Genomic DNA, 16,478 nt, shown 5'->3' with positions numbered 1-16,478 from the left:
CAATTTAGGTTTATAGTCGTTCATCACTTACGGATGACTCGCATGTTCGCTCGCCACTTTTTTACCGCTTATTTTTACTTTAGCAATTCCAACCCAAAGGCGGTGGAGTAGCGGTCGGTTCACGTAGCAGCAAAACGAGATCCCAGCAAATTCTAAAAAACCGCCACTGATGGCGGTTTTTTTTTACCCAGATGTTTTACCCTTCCTTAAATTTTGGAGAAAATGATGCCCCGCACCGATGATTTGCGCATTCGCGAAATGAAGGAACTGACCCCGCCGTCCCACCTGATCCGCGAATTCGCCTGCTCGGAGCAAGCCGAACAGACCGCCGCCAGCGCCCGCATTGCCTTGCACCGTATCCTGCATGGCCAGGACGACCGCCTGATGGTGGTGATCGGGCCTTGCTCCATTCACGACACCAAGGCGGCGATGGAATATGCGCGCCTGCTGGTCAAGGAACGCGCGCGTTTTGCGGGCGAACTGGAAATCGTCATGCGCGTCTACTTCGAGAAGCCGCGCACCACGGTGGGCTGGAAGGGCCTGATCAACGATCCGTACATGGACAACAGCTTCCGCATCAACGACGGCTTGCGCATGGCGCGCGAACTGTTGCGCGATATCAATGAGCTGGGCTTGCCGGCCGGCACCGAATTCCTCGACGTCATCAGCCCGCAATACATCGCCGACCTGATCAGCTGGGGTGCCATCGGCGCGCGCACGACGGAGTCGCAGGTGCACCGCGAACTGGCGTCGGGACTGTCCTGTCCGGTCGGCTTCAAGAATGGCACGGACGGCAACGTGAAAATTGCCGTGGAAGCCATCAAGGCCGCCTCGCAGCCGCACCATTTTCTTTCCGTCACGAAGGGCGGCCACTCGGCCATCGTGTCGACCAACGGCAACGAGGATTGCCACATCATCTTGCGCGGTGGAAAAACCCCGAACTATGACGCGGCCAGCGTGGACGAGGCGTGCAAGGCCATCGCCGCGCAGGGCCTGGCGGCGCGCCTGATGATCGACGCCTCGCATGCGAACAGCTCGAAAAAGCCGGAAAACCAGATCCCCGTGTGTGCCGACATCGCCAGCCAGGTGGCAGGCGGCGATGGCCGCATCGTTGGCGTGATGGTGGAATCGCATCTGGTGGCGGGGCGCCAGGATTTGATCCCGGGCAAGGAATTGATCTACGGCCAGTCCGTCACGGACGGCTGCATCGACTGGAGCGCCAGCGTGGCCGTGCTGGAAAACCTGGCGGCGGCCGTGAAGCAGCGCCGCCTGCAGGGCGATCAGGAATAAAGTGCCGCGCAGCATGAAAAAAAGCCCGGAAAGCTAAGCTTTCCGGGCTTTTTCAGTTTTCAGCTGATGCAATCCGCTTAGAACTTGTAGGAACCGCTCAGGTAGAACTGGCGGCCCAGGGCGCTCGAGTACGATGGGTTGTAGCCCACTTGATGCGAACCCGTGTTACGCAGGGTGAACGGCGGATCGCGGTCGAACAGGTTCAGGATGCCAGCCGTGACTTCCACGTTCTTCAGCGGACGGTAAGCCGTCTGGAAGTCGAAGGTGGTGTAGCTCGGCACTTCCAGCTGGATGCCATAGCATTCGCCTGGGCTGCCGGCGACGATCACGGCGCAGCCTTTGGCTGTCTGTTCCTTGTCCGTGTAGCCATTGCGATAGCTGGCGCTCAGCGTATGCGTGAACTTGGCCGTCTCAAACGTGGTGGTGGCGCGGATGATGTTGCGGAAGCTGACCTTGTCGTTCGAACCGTAACGATTCAGGCTGGTTTCCCATTGATCATTGGTGCCTGGCGTCGTGTAGCGCGAGCGCAGCAGGTAGGTACCCATCAGGCGGCTCGTCAGGCGGCCGTCCAGCAACTTCATCTTGTGGGTGAAGTCGTAGTCGATACCGCGGTTTTCCACCTTGCCGATGTTAATTGGCAGCAGTTTAACGGCCAGCACGTCCTTGCCCGTCGAGGTGATGTGCTTGGTGGTGAACAGGTCGGCGTATTTGGCTGGATTGTTGAAGATCAGGCCTTCGGAGACCGCCGTGACCTGATCGTTGATCTGCACGTTCCACAGGTCGAACGACATCGACAGGCTGTCGATCGGCTCGAACACGGTACCGATGCTCCATTGCTTCGACGTTTCCGGTTTCAATTCCGGATTGCCGCCCTGGAAGGCTTCGAACTGCTGGCGTCCAACGCCACTGCAGTAGCTGGCCAGCGGGTGACCGCCCATGCCGTTCGCTGCCGTCAGCGGACATTGATAGTTACCACCGGTAACGCCCCAGTCTTCCAGCGGTCCGGCGATTTCCTGCATGCTGGCGGCGCGGAAACCGGTGCCGGCAGCGGCGCGGAACATCAGGCTCTTGGTTGCCGAGTACTTGCCGCTGACTTTCCAGGTGGTGGCGTTTTCTTTCTTGCCAACCGTCTTGCCCGTCAGCTTGTTGTCGATGGCGCCGATCTGGTCATAACGCAGCGAGCCGGTCATTTCCAGTTTCTTCGAAATCGGCAGCATCAGCTCGGCATACGCGCCCGCATTGTCGCGTGCGTATTCGCTATCGACTTGTGCATTGTCAAACAGGATTTGCGCCTGCTTGGCGACGTCCGCCTGTTGCACCTTGTACGAGGTGTTGCGGAAGTCGGCGCCCACGCCCAGCATGGCCGTGCCGCCTGGCAGTGAGAACACGGAACGAGAAGCGCGGCCATCGATGCCTTTCATTTCCACGGTTTGCGTGTTGTAGGTGCCGCTGAAACCCGTGCCCAGCAGGGCCTGGCGCATGGCGTCCGGCATGGCGCCGACAGGATAGGCGAACGGGTCGATGTTGCCGGCGGCGACTTGCGCGTCGAACTTGTCGGCCAGCGGGAAGCCGCTGACGTATTTCTGCGTCTGCTTGTTTTTCGAGTACGTCACGGCCGAGTTGATATCCCAGCCGAATGCATTGCCGTCAACACCGGCGACGATATGCGTGGCCTTGGTGCCGTAGTCGTACACGCGGTTGCCCATTTCCGACAGGCGGTATTTGGCGACGGCGCCCGTGGCGTTGGCCAATTGCGCTGGCGTCAGGTTCGGCGCCAGGTATTTGTTGAACAGCGGCGAGCCGACGTCGACGGAGAAATCGGCCGGGTACGGCGCAATGCTGGCGATGACGCGCGCTTCAGTGTAAGCGAGGTCGTAGAAGCCCTGGAAGCCGGTTTTTCCCAGTTTGACGGTACCCGAGCTGAAGATGGCGTCGCGCTTCGATTCAGGATTGATTTCGATGGTCGATGGCGAATCGAAATAGCAGTTGCCGTCGCCATAGAAATCCATGTTGCTGGCGGCGCATTTGCCGCCATGGGCTAGTGCGTACGGGTTCAGGTTGACGTTGTCGACGAAGGGCTTGTTGGTCTCCGGATCGATGACCACATTACCGTTCGCATCGGTGCGGTTGTAATCGACCGTGGCATTGCCAGGGGCTGAACGCGAGGAACCATTGATGAATTGCAGTGCCTTGCCGGTCTTCGGATCGTTGAAATTGATGATGCCGCTTTTCGCGAAGCTGCGCTGCGAGGCTTTCAGCGACTTTTGTTCGTCATGGCTGGCCGACACGAAGATGCTGTAGCCGTCTTCGTCGATGTCGCCGAAGCCCTTGCTGATCGAAATCGAGTTGCTGGCGCCGCCTTTTTCTTCAGGACGCGAGTACTTGGCATTGATTTCCAGCGGCGATGCGCCTTTTTTCAGGATGAAATTGACCACGCCGGCGATGGCGTCGGCGCCGTACAGTGCCGAGGCGCCGTCCGTCAGCACTTCCACGCGCTCGATGGCCGACAGGGGGATCGAGTTCAGATCGATGGTGGTGCCGGAATTGGATGGCGCTACGCGGCGGCCGTTCAGCAGCACCAGCGTGTAGGCTGCGCCGATATCGTGGATCGAAGCCGTGGTGACGCCGCCGCCGCCGCCGCCCACCGAATCGCCGGCCACGGAGAAGCCCTGCATCGCCGGAATTTGCTGGATGAAATCGGTCACCGTGGTGACGCCGGTTTTCTTGATGTCTTTCTGGTTGAACGACTGCACCGGCAGCGACGCTTCGGAAGCGATGCGCTTGATGCTCGAACCCGTGACTTCCACGCGCTGCATGGTGCCATCTGTTGTTTCTTGCGCATACGCGGCGTGCATGCCCAGGGCCATGCCGCCTGCAAACATCAGGCGCAGCGACCGCGATATTACATTTTCTATCATCATCTGAAATTCCTTGTTATTGTGATAAAGGCGGCAATTATTTTGAAATAACTTGTTGCTTGCCAACAATTTATTTGCCTTTTTGAAAATCCACCAATGAAAATTCTGTAAATTTTCAGGGCCCTCATCAAAACATTCACGATTCAGATTGTCAATTTCGTGCGGACTTTTTGGACAAAATGCAACATTTTCCTGTTTTTTTTATAATCCTTCAGTAATAAAGTATCGTGAACCCTTGCCAGCCTTGCTCAGATGCGTAAAATAAAACGGCGCACATCATCGCTGATGGCGCCGCTTTTCTGTTGCTGGCACACTGTTGCCAGCGCTGCCTGTTTTATCCATTACTCTGCAAATTTCCCTTAAAACGTATAGCTGCCACGCAGGTAATACGCGCGTCCGACCGGGTCCGTGTAGCGCGGGTCATAACCTTTCTGGAACAAGGTGCCCTGGTTAGAGAACGGCGGTTCCTTGTCCAGCAGGTTTTTCACGCCCGCCGTCAGCAGCAAGCCCTTCCACGCGTAGCTGCCCGACACGTTGAGCAGGCTGTACGAGGGCACATCGTGCTTGTACTGCGGGTCCACATTGTTCTGGTCCGTGTAGCCGGACTTGAACGATTGCGACACGGTGGCGCCCCAATTGCCCATGCGCCAGTTCAGCGCGGCCGTATGTTTCCAGCGGAATACGGGATTGTTGTCCGCATAGCGGCCCACATTGGCGATGAAGGGGCCATTGCGCTCGTTCTGGTAGTCGTATTTGTGGGTCCAGGTGCCGTCGACCGACACGCTGAAGTCGCCGTAGGCGCCGCGTCCCAGGCGCGCATTCAGGCTGACATCGATGCCGTCGGTTTTCACTTCGCCGATGTTATCGTTCAGGTCGAGAATGGCGTAGGGCGAACCGTCGGGATTGCGCAGGAACAAGGCCTTGTATTTCTCGTAGTTGCCGAAGATCGATTGCTCGGGCAAGGATGAAATCTTGTCCTTCAAATGGATGTTCCAGTAATCGACGGCGACGGTGACTTCCTTGATGGGTTCGACCACGACGCCGAAGGCAAAGGTGGTGGATTTCTCCGGTTTCAGCTTTTCATTGCCGCCTTGCAGCTTGAATTGCTGCAAGTCGCAATCGCGCAAGGGGTTGGCGCCCGGTTGCGGCACGCCACCGGGGCACAAGATCGGGTCGTCATAGGTATCGTTGGTATCGTTCTTCGATGGCGGCGCGTTCTTCTCGAACAGGGTGGGCGCGCGGAAACCCGTGCTGGCCGAGCCGCGCAGCACCAGCGCGCTGCTGGCCTGGTAGCGCAGGGCCAGCTTCGGATTGGTGGTGCTGCCCACGTCGCTGTAATGGTCGAAGCGGGCCGCCAGCTGTACTTCCAGGTCCTTGATCAGCGGCAAGTTGACTTCGCCGAACACGGCCTGGATCGTGCGTGCGCCGCTCTTCGACAGCGAGCCGGACAGGCCGGAACTGGCGGCCTGGCCGGCGATGTCGCGGTTGACATTGAAGTTGGCCTTTTCGCGCCGCACTTCGCCGCCCAGCGCGATGGCCAGCGGGCCGCCGGCCAGCTGCATCAGGTCGCGGCTGCCCTTGACGTCGAAGCCCGTGGTGGTGACCCTGGCGTTCTGCACTTCGCCGCGCAGGGCCGTGCTGGCCAGGTAAGCCTTGCCGGCCGCATCCTGCACGCCGAACGGATTCAGTATGCCGTTCAGCACGCCGGCCGCAAACGATGCATCCTGCACATAGCCGTTCGTGAATTTCTCCGATGACTTGCTGATCGCATGGCTCAGCCCCGTCTTGTAATCCCAGCCCGCCAGCTCGCCTTCCAGGGCCAGCACCAGGCGGTCCGCCTTGCCGGTCGAATCGATCTGCCGCTGGCCCGCTTCCACGGGACGCCAGTTGACGCTCAGCGGCTGGCCGGACAAGCCCGGCTGGGCCGGCACGCCACCCGCATTGCCCGGATAGTATTTGCTGGTATTGGGCAAGATCAAGCCCGTTTGCGGCGGCGGCGCCGTGCGTGCCTTGACCTTGTTATCCGAATGCAAATATTCGACGGTGGCCAGGTGCCCGCCGCCCAGCTTGAAGGCGCCCTTGCCGAAGAAGGCCAGTTGTTGCTGGGCAGGCAAGTCGTCGATCTGCCGCGTGTAGTCCTGGCGGCAAGTGCCGTTCGCCGGCACGGCCGGCACCGACAGCGGAGGCAGACAGCCGCTGGCCGCGTAGGGGTTGCCGGCCAGCCCATCGCCGCCATTGGCTGCCGCATCAAAGTAATTGCCGGGGAAAGTGGTGCCGCTGGTAATCGACAGGCCGCGCGACGGGACGATGCCGGTCGCCGAGAAGGCGCGGTCTTGCGAAGTCAGCACTTTTTGCTTGTGGTAGTCGAGCACGCCAAAAATATTGTAGCCATCCGTGTCGAGTTCGCCAAAGCCCGTCGACAGGTTGAGGCGGTGCTCGTCGGCGCCCTTGTGCTGCGGAGCGATGACTTCGGCGGTGATGTTCGTGACATTTACCGAGCGCTTGGTGATGAAGTTGATGACGCCGCCGATGGCGTCCGTGCCGTAGATGGCCGAGGCGCCGTCGCGCAGCACTTCGACGCGCTCGAGGGCGGCGATGGGGATGATGTTCAGGTCGACGCTGGCGCCGTCATACGGGTGGTTGGCGATGCGCCGGCCGTTCAGCAGCACGAGGGTCTTGTCGCCGCCCAGGCCGCGCAAGTCGGCGCTGGCCTGTCCGCCCGTGGGCAAGCCGCTGGTGTTGCCGCCGACGGCATTGCCGCTGCCCATGCTGGAGGAGTTCGCGGGGATCTTGCTGAGTACTTCCTGGGCCGTCGTCAGGCCCTGCTTGGCGAAGTCTTCGGCCTTGAAGATGGACAAGGGCGTGGCCGTTTCCGAGACGAGGCGCTTGATGGAGGAACCGGTGACTTCGACCCGCTGCATGGCGGGCGTACCGGCTGCGCCGGTGTCCTGCGCCATGGCCGCATGGCCATAGGCGCCGAGCAAGGCTGCGCACAGCAGGCGCAAGGTAGGGGAGGGACTGCGGGTTGGCATCATCTGACACTCCTGTGGCATGGTCATGGGCCAAGTGGCCTGCAAGGGAGTTTTACAGGCGCACAGCAGGTAAGGTTTGCGCTGGCGCAATAGGCGTGTGGATGAGTGCCTTGCGCCACAGTCGCAGACGAAAAAAAGGCGGTGATTGCTCACCGCCTCGCGTCAGGATGCCGGCGTCAGCTTAGAAGAACTTGTAGCTGGCGCCCAGTTTGAAGTAGCGGCCGATGGCGCCGCTGGCATCCATCGGGTTGTAGCTCATGCCGCCATAGGTCAGCGGGTCGAGCGGGGCGATCTTGTCGGTCACGTTGTTGATCGAGGCAAACAGTTGCAGCTGCTTGCTGTAGTTCCAACGGCTTGACAGGTCAAGCGTGGTGAACGAGGCGAGCTTGCAGCCGTTCGGCGCCGGCGTGCCGTTCGCCAGTTTGGAGGCGCAAGGATCGCGCTCAAACTTGATATTTTTCATGTCCGAACGGTAGTTCAGCACGCCGCTGACGTTCCAGTTGCCCAGGTCCCACGAGCCGGTGAGATTGATCTTGTCCTTCGGCGTGCCGGCGCAGTTGGACGTATCGCAATTGCCATGCGTGCCGGCGAACTGGTAGCGCACGGCGGCCGACTCGGCCCGCACCCACGAGGCGATGTGGGTCCAGGTCAGGCCGAATGTGGCGCGGCCGTAGTCGCCCAGGCGCACGCGCTGCTTGACGTCCAGGTCGATGCCCTTGATCTCCGTGTAGCTGGAGTTGCGGTATGGCGCCTTGGTGATCAGCAAGGTGCCCGTGTTCGGCGTGACGACGCCATTGATGGTCAGGTTGTTGTCGGAACGGATGGCCGTCGGCAGGGCGGCCGCCTCGTTGTACGGCAGCGGATTGATCTCGTTTTCGCGCTTGATTTTCCAGCCATCGAGCGACAGGCTGGTATCGTTGAACGGATCCCACACGATGCCCAGGGTATAGCCCTTGGATTTTTCCGGCTTGAGGCTGGGGTCGCCGACCTTGACGGCCGCCACCTGCAGTTCGCAGTCGCTGGCATTGGCGCCGGGCAGGCGGTTGCCGCCCGGGCAGCGCACGGGGTCGGTCACGGTCGAGGTGCCCGTCGATTGCGAATCGGCATTGCTTTCGGCCGGGCCCGGTGCGCGGAAGCCTTCCGAATACGTGCCGCGCACGGCGAAGGTTTTGACCGGCGTCCACTTGGCGCCCAGTTTCGGCGTGGTCGAGGAGAAACGGTCGTATTTGTCGTAACGCAAGGCACCCGACAGTTCCACCGTCTTGATCACGGGCGCCAGCACTTCCAGGAACACGGCAGAGACCTTGCTGTCGCCCTTGGCCGCCACGTAACTGGCGTTGATGGAGCCGTCTTGCGTGCCCGTCAGCGAGGGATTGTCGAGTTTGTCGCGACGGTGTTCCGCGCCCACGGCCAGGCCCAGGGCGCCGCCCGGCAACTGCATCAGCTCGCGCGTGGCCTTGACGTCGATAATGTCGAGCTTGGTCGTGGAATCGGAGGTGGCGTTGGTGACCATGGCTGCGTACAGCGAGGCGGGATTCTTGCCTGCCTGTGCACCGATGTAGTAGGGGAAATACGGGTTTTTTGGGCTGGAATCGCCCAAGGCCGCCTTGACGACGGCCATGTTCAGCATGTTGCTGTAATCGAGGTGCAGCTTCGATTCCGAATGCGTGTAGCCGGCATCGTAGTCCCAGCCCATGGCATTGCCCTTGACGCCAAGCACGATGCGGTTGAACTCGTTGTTCGCCTTGCGCGTGCTGGGGCCGACGTCGAAAGCCTGGTAGCGCACGCGCACCGGCACGCCATACGGATTTTGCGGGTGGCCGGCGGCCAGCACGATGCTGGTGCCCTCTCCGGTGGCGTAGTTGATGACACCGGCCTTGTTGCCGGCGTTCGGCGGGAAGGCGACCGTGGGCGTGACCGATGGCGGGATCATGGTGAAGGCCGTATCGCGTTTCGAGTAGCCCGCTTCCGCATACACCTGGGTGTCGGCATTGACTTGCCAGGTGCCGCGCGTGTACAGGTTGACCGATTCGATCTTCGGCTGCATCGAGCGGAACTGGTCGTGGTGCCACACGCAGCCGCCTTTCGGATCTTGCGGCGAGGAAACGGACAAGCTGGAGCAACCGGGCAGCGATACATAGTTGTTGGTGACGGGGTCGCGGATCAGGCCCGTCGGCGCGGCATTCGCATCGTTGTTGCTGTTGATGTAGCCGCCGGCGAACTGGGTGTTGATCGCATAGCCATACGGGCGCAGGTCGCCCTTGCCTATCCACTTGCGCCCGGCGCGGTCGCTGTTCATCAGCATGTCCGACTTGGTGTATTCGGCATTGACGACGACATTGAATTTATCCGTGTCGAGGTTGCCCTTGCCGAAGGTCAGCGAGGCGCGGTGCTGTTTGGCGTCGCTGTCGCCGGACATGCCCGTGTCGGCTTTCAGGGTCAGGCCTTCGAAGTCCTTGCGCAGGATGATGTTGACGACGCCGGCGATGGCGTCCGCGCCATACGTCGACGAGGCGCCGTCCTTGAGGATTTCGATGCGCTCGACGATCTGCATCGGCACGGTGGACAGGTCGGTAAAGCTCTTCTGGCCATCATCGGCGCGCGCGAACGGCGCCATGCGGCGGCCATTGAGCAAGACCAGGGTCGAGGTGGCGCCCAGGCCGCGCAGCGAGATGGCAGTCGAACCGGCGGCAAAACCGTTGCCGAATCCCGTCGGCAGGGAGCCGGCGCCATCGGCGGTGAGGGTTTGCAGGTATTCGGCGACGGTGGCCTTGCCCGATTTCATCAGGTCGTCGCGGGTGATCAGCTGTACCGGCGATGCGGTCTCGGCCGTCGCCCGTTTGATGCTCGAGCCTGTAATTTCCACACGTTGTACATTGGCCTCTTGCGCCATTGCCGGCGCAGCCATGATGCCAAGGCTGAGCGCCGCTACGCTACCCGAAAAGATCAGGCGTACGGAGCGGGATGTCACTGTTTCCATCATCATTCTCAGAACTCCGAAAGTATGCTCGGCCGGCCTGTGTGCGGCACAGCTTTGCCAGGGTGATAAAGATTGCTGCGTCGGCAATCGCTGTGGGTCAAACGGCATATCGTGCGTTGCCGTGATTGATAAGACCATTTGCCGGGAAACCCTGTCAACGCGCACACATGCTTTTTCAGCATGGAAACAACAGTGTTTTTTATAATATTGACCTGTTTCAATATTTGCAATTATTTCAATGTTGCACTGCGCCGCATATTTTCCGTACTGCCATAAAAACAGTTGTCATTCGGGGCCGTAAGGGTTCTTGCCAAGGCGTTTTTTCATGGTGGCGACCTGCTTTTGTTGCAATGCGGAAAATTTCACCCATGCGGCAGGCGGCCGTGGCTGCGCGCCACGCCAGTACGGCGGCTTTTCGCCCGGCGAACAAAATATGCGTTATCGTTACGCCTTTTTCCAGCTCGCCTGCATGCGGACGGAGCTGGCGATGAGCAAGGCACAGATCTTGCGTGGATGGACTGGTTTTGGCGGTGGAATCCTGTATCCCAGGAGGAAGCCAGTACAAGCGCACCAATACGGTGCGACGGATAATCGAGATGAAGGGTATTACATGAAGTCACCATGGATGCGGCGCGTGGCGCTGCTCGCCTGCCTGGCCACCCTGCCGCTGGCCGCCGTTGCCGTTGACGCTGCCCCCGCGGCCGCGCCGGTGAAAACCTTGCGCTATATCCTGCCGGCCGCCGAGACGGGTTTTGACCCGGCCACCGCGCGCGACCTGTATTCGAACCACATCACGCAGGCCGTCTTCGACACCCTGTACACGTATGACTACCTGGCGCGCCCCGTGAAGGTGGTGCCCGGCGCGGCGGCCGCCATGCCGGAAGTGTCCGCCGACGGCAAGACCTATACCATCCGCCTGAAAAAAGGCATCCTGTACACGCCCGACGCCGCGTTTGGCGGCAAGCGCCGCGAACTGACGATGGCCGACTACGTGTATTCGTGGAAGCGGCTGTTCGACCCGCGCCTGGCGTCGCCGCACAGCTGGCTGTTCGAAGGCAAGGTGGTGGGCCTGGACGATCTGGCCAAGGAAGCGGCCAAGTCGAACAAGCTGGACTTCAACAAGAAGGTGGCCGGGCTGGAAATCCTCGACCCCTACACCCTGCGCATCACGCTGACCAAGACCGATTTCAATTTCCCCATGATCCTCGCCTACGTGCCGACGGCCGCCGTGGCGCGCGAAGTGGTGGACAAATACGGCGACGTGAAGGGCGAAGTGGGCTCGAATCCCGTCGGCACCGGCTACTACACGCTCGGTGAATGGACGCGCGGCAACCGCATCGTCCTGAACCGCAACCCGCAGCACTTGCCGGAAGCGTGGAATTTCATGGCCGGCGACGACCCGGACGACCAGCGCATCGTGCGCCAGATGCAGGGTAAACGCATTCCCGCCATCGACCGCATCGAAATTTCCGTGATGATCGAAGACCAGTCGCGCTGGCTGTCCTTCCAGAGCGGCGGCACGGACGTGTTCTGGCTCGACGGCCCGCTGGCGCCGAAGGCCTTGCTGAACGGCAAGCTGCGTCCCGAGCTGGCGGAGAAGGGCGTGCAACTGTCGCGCTTGCTCGATCCCGAGATCAGCTATTACTACTGGAATATGGAAGACCCGACCCTCGGTGGCTTCAGCAAGGAAAAGATCGCCCTGCGCCGCGCCATTGCCATGGCGCACAATATCGACGAAGAAATCCGCATCATCTGGAATGGCCAGGCCAAGCGCCTCGACTATCCGATACCGCCCGGTGTCGTCGGCTACGACCCGCACTATAAATCCCTGCTGCAATACGATCCCGTGCTGGCAAACAAATTGCTGGACAAGTTCGGCTACAAGAAGGGCGCCGACGGCTGGCGTACCTTGCCGGATGGCAAGCCGCTGCTGATCCGCTACGCTTCGCGCAACGAAGCCAACGGCGTGCTGCAGGCGGAAATGTGGCGCAAGACGTACAACTCGCTGGGCATCCGCATGGAAAACGACCGCATGATCTTTTCCGACATTCTGAAAACGGAAAAGCAGTGCAAGATGCAGACGCGCACGGCGCCATGGCTGGCCGACTATCCGGACGGCGACAACTTCATGCAGCTGTTCTACGGCCCCAACACGCACCAGAACAACAACGGCTGCTACCAGGACCCCGAGTACGATAAATGGTACGCGGCCAGCCAGGCCATGCCGGCCAGCCCCGAGCGCGACGAGCTGTTCCACAAGATGGCGCGCCGCCTGGAAGTCAATGCGGGCGCCCTGATCGGCTATGCGCGCTACCGCAACATGCTGGCGCAAAAGTCGGTGCAAGGCTACAAGAAGCACCCGATCCTGTTCCAGGAGTGGGCGTACATGGATATCGACAGCACGGGCGCGCCCGTGTCTGCCGCGCCAGCCCCTGCAGCCTCGGCTAAAAAATAAGCGCAGCTTATAAAGACAAGGAATCATTATGTTCGCTTATATCCTGCGCCGCCTGTGGCAGATGCTGCCCACCATGCTGGGCGTGGTCCTGCTGGTGTTTATCTTGTTTAACTGGGTGGGCGGTGACCCCGCCTACATCCTGGCCGGCAAGATGTCTAGTGCGGAAAGCATCGCCAACATCCGCCGCCAGCTCGGCGTCGACCAGCCGTACTATGTACAGCTGTGGATCTTCATCAAGCAGATCGTCACCTTTGATTTCGGTCAAAGCTGGGCCACGGGGGAATCCGTGTCGCACATCATCACTTCGCGCCTGGGACCGTCGATGATGGTCTTGATTCCGCTGACCGTGCTGGAAACGTTTTTCGGCGTGGCGCTGGCGCTGGCCATCGCGTTTGTCCGCGGTTCGCTGACGGACCGCATGGTGATGATCGCCTGCACGGTGGGCATGTCGATTTCCATCCTCGTCTACATCATCGTCTTCCAGTACGGCTTCGCCTACAAGCTGGGCCTGTTCCCCGTGCAGGGCTGGGGCGACAGCTTCTGGGAAAACCTGCTGCGCTATTCCACCCTGCCGATCCTGATCGGCCTGGCCGTGTCGATCGCGCCGACCCTGCGCCTGTTCCGCACCTTCGTGCTGGACGAGGCGAACCAGGATTACGTGCGCACGGCGCGCGCCAAGGGCCTCAAGGAAGGCCGCATCATGTGGGTGCACGTGCTGCGCAATGCCGCCATTCCCATCATTACCTATGTGATGTCGAACTTGCCGGCCTTGCTGATCGGCGCTTTCCTGCTCGAGCGCTTCTTCGGCATCCCCGGCATCGGGCGTGAAGTGATCCTGGCCGTCGAGCGCAGCGACTTTCCGGTGATCAAGGCGATCACCGTGTATGTTGCCGCCGCCACCATGCTCTTCAACCTGCTCACCGACCTGCTGTACCAGGCGGTCGATCCTCGCGTACAACTGAAGTAGAAAGAGACGATGTCGAAACCTCATACATCGCCCGGCCTGTGGGCCCTGGCGTGGCGCCGTTTGCGCGGCGACAAGATTGCAATGGTATCGCTGGCCGTGGTCGGCGCATTTTTCCTGCTGGTGCTGGCCTCGGCCAGCGGCCTGGTGGCGGCGAACTGGGAAGACGAAGTGGCCGTCAGCTATGCGCCGCCCACGTTTGTCGGTGCCGACAAGGATGTGGCCGGCGCCGCCGACGGCGCCATTCCCCAGTCCGACGAGCGCAGCGCTCCCACTCCCGTCAACGTGCTCGACCCGCTGGCCGACGATATCGCCGAACTGCGCGCCCAGATGGGCAGCAACCCTTCTGCCGGCGTGGAGATGTACGGCGTCACCGACCCGCTGGCCGACGACTTGACGGCCTTGCGCGCCGGCATGGGCAAGACGAAGAAGTTGATCGCGCACAAGGCGGCAACCTTGCCGTTCGGCGCCGACAAGTGGGGCCACGACATCGTGCAGAAAACCATCAAGGGCGGCGAGACGTCGATCGTCGTGGGCCTGGTGGCAGCCTTGCTGGCCGTCGTGCTGGGCACCCTGTTCGGCGCCGTGTCCGGCTACTTCGGCGGCATCGTCGATGACTTTTTTAATTGGTTCTACAGCATTTTTACCTCAATTCCATCGATTTTGATGATCTTGACGGTCGCGGCCGTGCTGCAGCAGAAGGGCGTGCTGACCATCGTGCTGATCCTTGGGTTGACGGGCTGGACGGGGCCGTACCGCTTGATCCGCGCCGAATACATCAAGCACAAGGCGCGCGAATACGTGATGGCGGCCGACGCCATCGGTGCTTCGCACTGGCGCAAGATGTTTTCGCACATCTTCCCGAACGTGAGCCACGTTGCTCTGGTGCAAATGTCGATTCTGGTGGTGGGCTTCATCAAGGCGGAAGTGATTTTGAGTTTCCTCGGCTTTGGCGTGCCGGTGGGCACCGTCTCGTGGGGCAGCATGCTCAACGAGGCACAAAATGAACTGATCCTGGGCAAATGGTGGCAGCTGACGGCCGCCGCCACGGCGATGGCCGTGCTGGTGACGGCGTTCTCGCTGTTTACCGATGCCTTGCGCGATGCGCTCGACCCCAAAGTGAAATAGGAGTTGCTCATGGACCAGAATAACCTGTTGGAAGTGCGCGACCTGCGCGTCACCTTCCGCCTGGACAAGAAAACCACGTTCGAAGCCGTCAAGGGCATCTCGTTCAACGTGCCGCGCAACAGCACCGTCGCCCTGGTGGGCGAATCGGGCAGCGGCAAGTCCGTCAGCTCCCTGGCCGTGATGGGCTTGTTGCCGCCGGATAACACCATCATCGATCCCGCGTCCAGCATCCACTTTGGCGGACGCGACCTGCTCAAATTGTCGATTGCCGAGCGGCGCACCATGTGCGGCAAGGATATCTCGATGATCTTCCAGGAGCCGATGTCGTCGCTGAATCCCGTGTTTACCGTCGGATTCCAGATCGCCGAAGTGTTGCGCCAGCACATGGGAATGAACCGCAAGCAGGCAAGGGCGCGCACCTTGGCGCTGCTCGAGGAAGTGGGCATACCCGACCCCGCCACCAAGATCGACGCCTACCCGAGCCAGATGTCGGGCGGCCAGCAGCAGCGCGTGATGATCGCCATGGCGATCGCCTGCGAACCGAAACTCTTGATCGCCGACGAACCGACGACGGCGCTGGACGTGACGATCCAGAAGCAGATCATGGACCTGATCGCGGCGCTGCAAAAGAAGCACCAGATGTCTGTGCTCTTCATTACCCACGACCTGGGCCTGGTGGGGGAGATCGCCGACCAGGTGATCGTCATGCGCCACGGCGAAGTGCGCGAAACGGGGGAAGTGCGGCAAGTGTTTGAAGCGCCGGCCGACGCCTATACCAAAGCCCTGCTGCATTGCCGTCCCTCGCTGGACGAACGCCCGTGGCGTTTGCCCGTGATCGCTGATTACATGGACGGCAAAGCGGGCCCCGGCATCGAAATGAAGCAGCGCACGCGCGGCTATACGCCGGGCGACGAGCCGGTGCTGGTGGTGAAGAACCTCAGTAAAAGTTTTTATACGCGCGAGGGCCTGTTCGGCAAGCGTGAATTTCAGGCCGTCAAGGACGTGTCGTTCACTTTGCCGCGCGGAAAAACGCTGGGCGTGGTGGGCGAATCCGGTTCCGGCAAGACGACGGTGGGCTTGACCCTGCTGCGCCTGCACCAGGCAACGAGTGGCACGGCCATGTTCCACGGCAAGGATTTGATCGCCATGCCGAATAAGGAGTATTTGCCGTATAAACGCCGCATCCAGATCATCTTCCAGAATCCGTATGCGTCCCTGAACCCCCGCTTTACGGTGGGGCAGATCTTGCTCGAACCGATGCGCATCCACAAGATCGGCGCCAACGACCAGGAACGCATCGCCAAGGCCTATTGGCTGCTCGACAAGGTGGGCTTGCCGGAACAGGCTTTCCACCGCTATCCGCACGAGTTTTCCGGCGGCCAGCGTCAGCGCATCGCGATTGCCCGCTGCCTGACCATGCAGCCGGAAATTCTGGTGTGCGACGAATCCGTGTCGGCGCTGGACGTGTCGGTGCAGGCGCAGGTGCTCAATTTGCTGCAGGACTTGCAGGATGAATTCGGATTGTCCTATATCTTCATCTCGCACGATTTGTCCGTCGTCAAATACATCGCCGACCAGGTGATGGTGATGCACAAGGGGCAGGTGGTGGAACTGGCCGATTCGGATGAGCTGTACCGCAATCCCGTGCATCCGTACACGCGCACCCTGCTCAGCGCCATACCCAAGGGCGTCCAGGTGTAGGGGCATTTTT

Annotated in this window: 8 protein-coding genes; 5 read left to right on the top strand and 3 right to left on the bottom strand. The window is 60.8% G+C overall.

Annotated elements, in window-relative coordinates; translation table 11 throughout:
• Nucleotides 1-225 precede the first annotated feature (225 nt).
• Nucleotides 226-1,290, top strand: coding sequence for a 3-deoxy-7-phosphoheptulonate synthase AroG (aroG, locus tag AC07X6_RS11300; protein ID WP_494791016.1), 1,065 nt, complete (start codon nucleotides 226-228; stop codon nucleotides 1,288-1,290).
• Nucleotides 1,291-1,367: 77 nt separating this feature from the next.
• Here the strand turns inward: aroG and AC07X6_RS11295 are convergent, their stop codons facing one another.
• From AC07X6_RS11295 to AC07X6_RS11285, 3 genes are all read right to left on the bottom strand, one after another.
• Entirely contained in the window at nucleotides 1,368-4,211 is a 2,844-nt protein-coding gene (locus AC07X6_RS11295) for a TonB-dependent receptor (protein WP_494791015.1), read from the bottom strand.
• 356 nt (nucleotides 4,212-4,567) lie between these two features.
• Nucleotides 4,568-7,243: a TonB-dependent receptor gene (locus tag AC07X6_RS11290; protein WP_494791014.1), complete on the bottom strand. Its 2,676-nt coding sequence runs from the start codon at nucleotides 7,241-7,243 to the stop codon at nucleotides 4,568-4,570.
• Nucleotides 7,244-7,421: 178 nt separating this feature from the next.
• Complete coding sequence (locus tag AC07X6_RS11285; protein WP_494791013.1) at nucleotides 7,422-10,106, bottom strand: TonB-dependent receptor; 2,685 nt, start codon at nucleotides 10,104-10,106, stop codon at nucleotides 7,422-7,424.
• A gap of 724 nt (nucleotides 10,107-10,830) precedes the next feature.
• Between AC07X6_RS11285 and AC07X6_RS11280 the strand changes: the two genes are divergently transcribed.
• Genes AC07X6_RS11280 through AC07X6_RS11265 form a run of 4 tightly spaced genes read left to right on the top strand, consistent with a single transcriptional unit; the run spans nucleotide 10,831 to nucleotide 16,468 of the window.
• On the top strand, nucleotides 10,831-12,675 hold the full coding sequence (locus AC07X6_RS11280) for an ABC transporter substrate-binding protein (RefSeq protein WP_494791012.1): 1,845 nt from the start codon (nucleotides 10,831-10,833) through the stop codon (nucleotides 12,673-12,675).
• 28 nt (nucleotides 12,676-12,703) lie between these two features.
• Nucleotides 12,704-13,642: an ABC transporter permease gene (locus AC07X6_RS11275; protein WP_092798198.1), complete on the top strand. Its 939-nt coding sequence runs from the start codon at nucleotides 12,704-12,706 to the stop codon at nucleotides 13,640-13,642.
• Nucleotides 13,643-13,651: 9 nt separating this feature from the next.
• Nucleotides 13,652-14,767 carry an ABC transporter permease gene (locus AC07X6_RS11270; RefSeq protein ID WP_230538717.1) on the top strand — a complete coding sequence of 372 codons (1,116 nt, stop codon included), beginning with the start codon at nucleotides 13,652-13,654 and terminating at the stop codon, nucleotides 14,765-14,767.
• Nucleotides 14,768-14,776: 9 nt separating this feature from the next.
• The gene (locus tag AC07X6_RS11265) at nucleotides 14,777-16,468 is read left to right on the top strand and encodes an ABC transporter ATP-binding protein (RefSeq protein WP_494791011.1); all 1,692 of its coding nucleotides are present in this window, start codon (nucleotides 14,777-14,779) and stop codon (nucleotides 16,466-16,468) included.
• Nucleotides 16,469-16,478: the final 10 nt, after the last annotated feature.

This window comes from Janthinobacterium sp. GW460-12-1-14-LB5 (genome assembly GCF_059423585.1).
The sequence above is the reverse complement of the archived record's forward strand: the minus strand, read 5'-3'. Positions and strand labels throughout refer to the sequence as shown.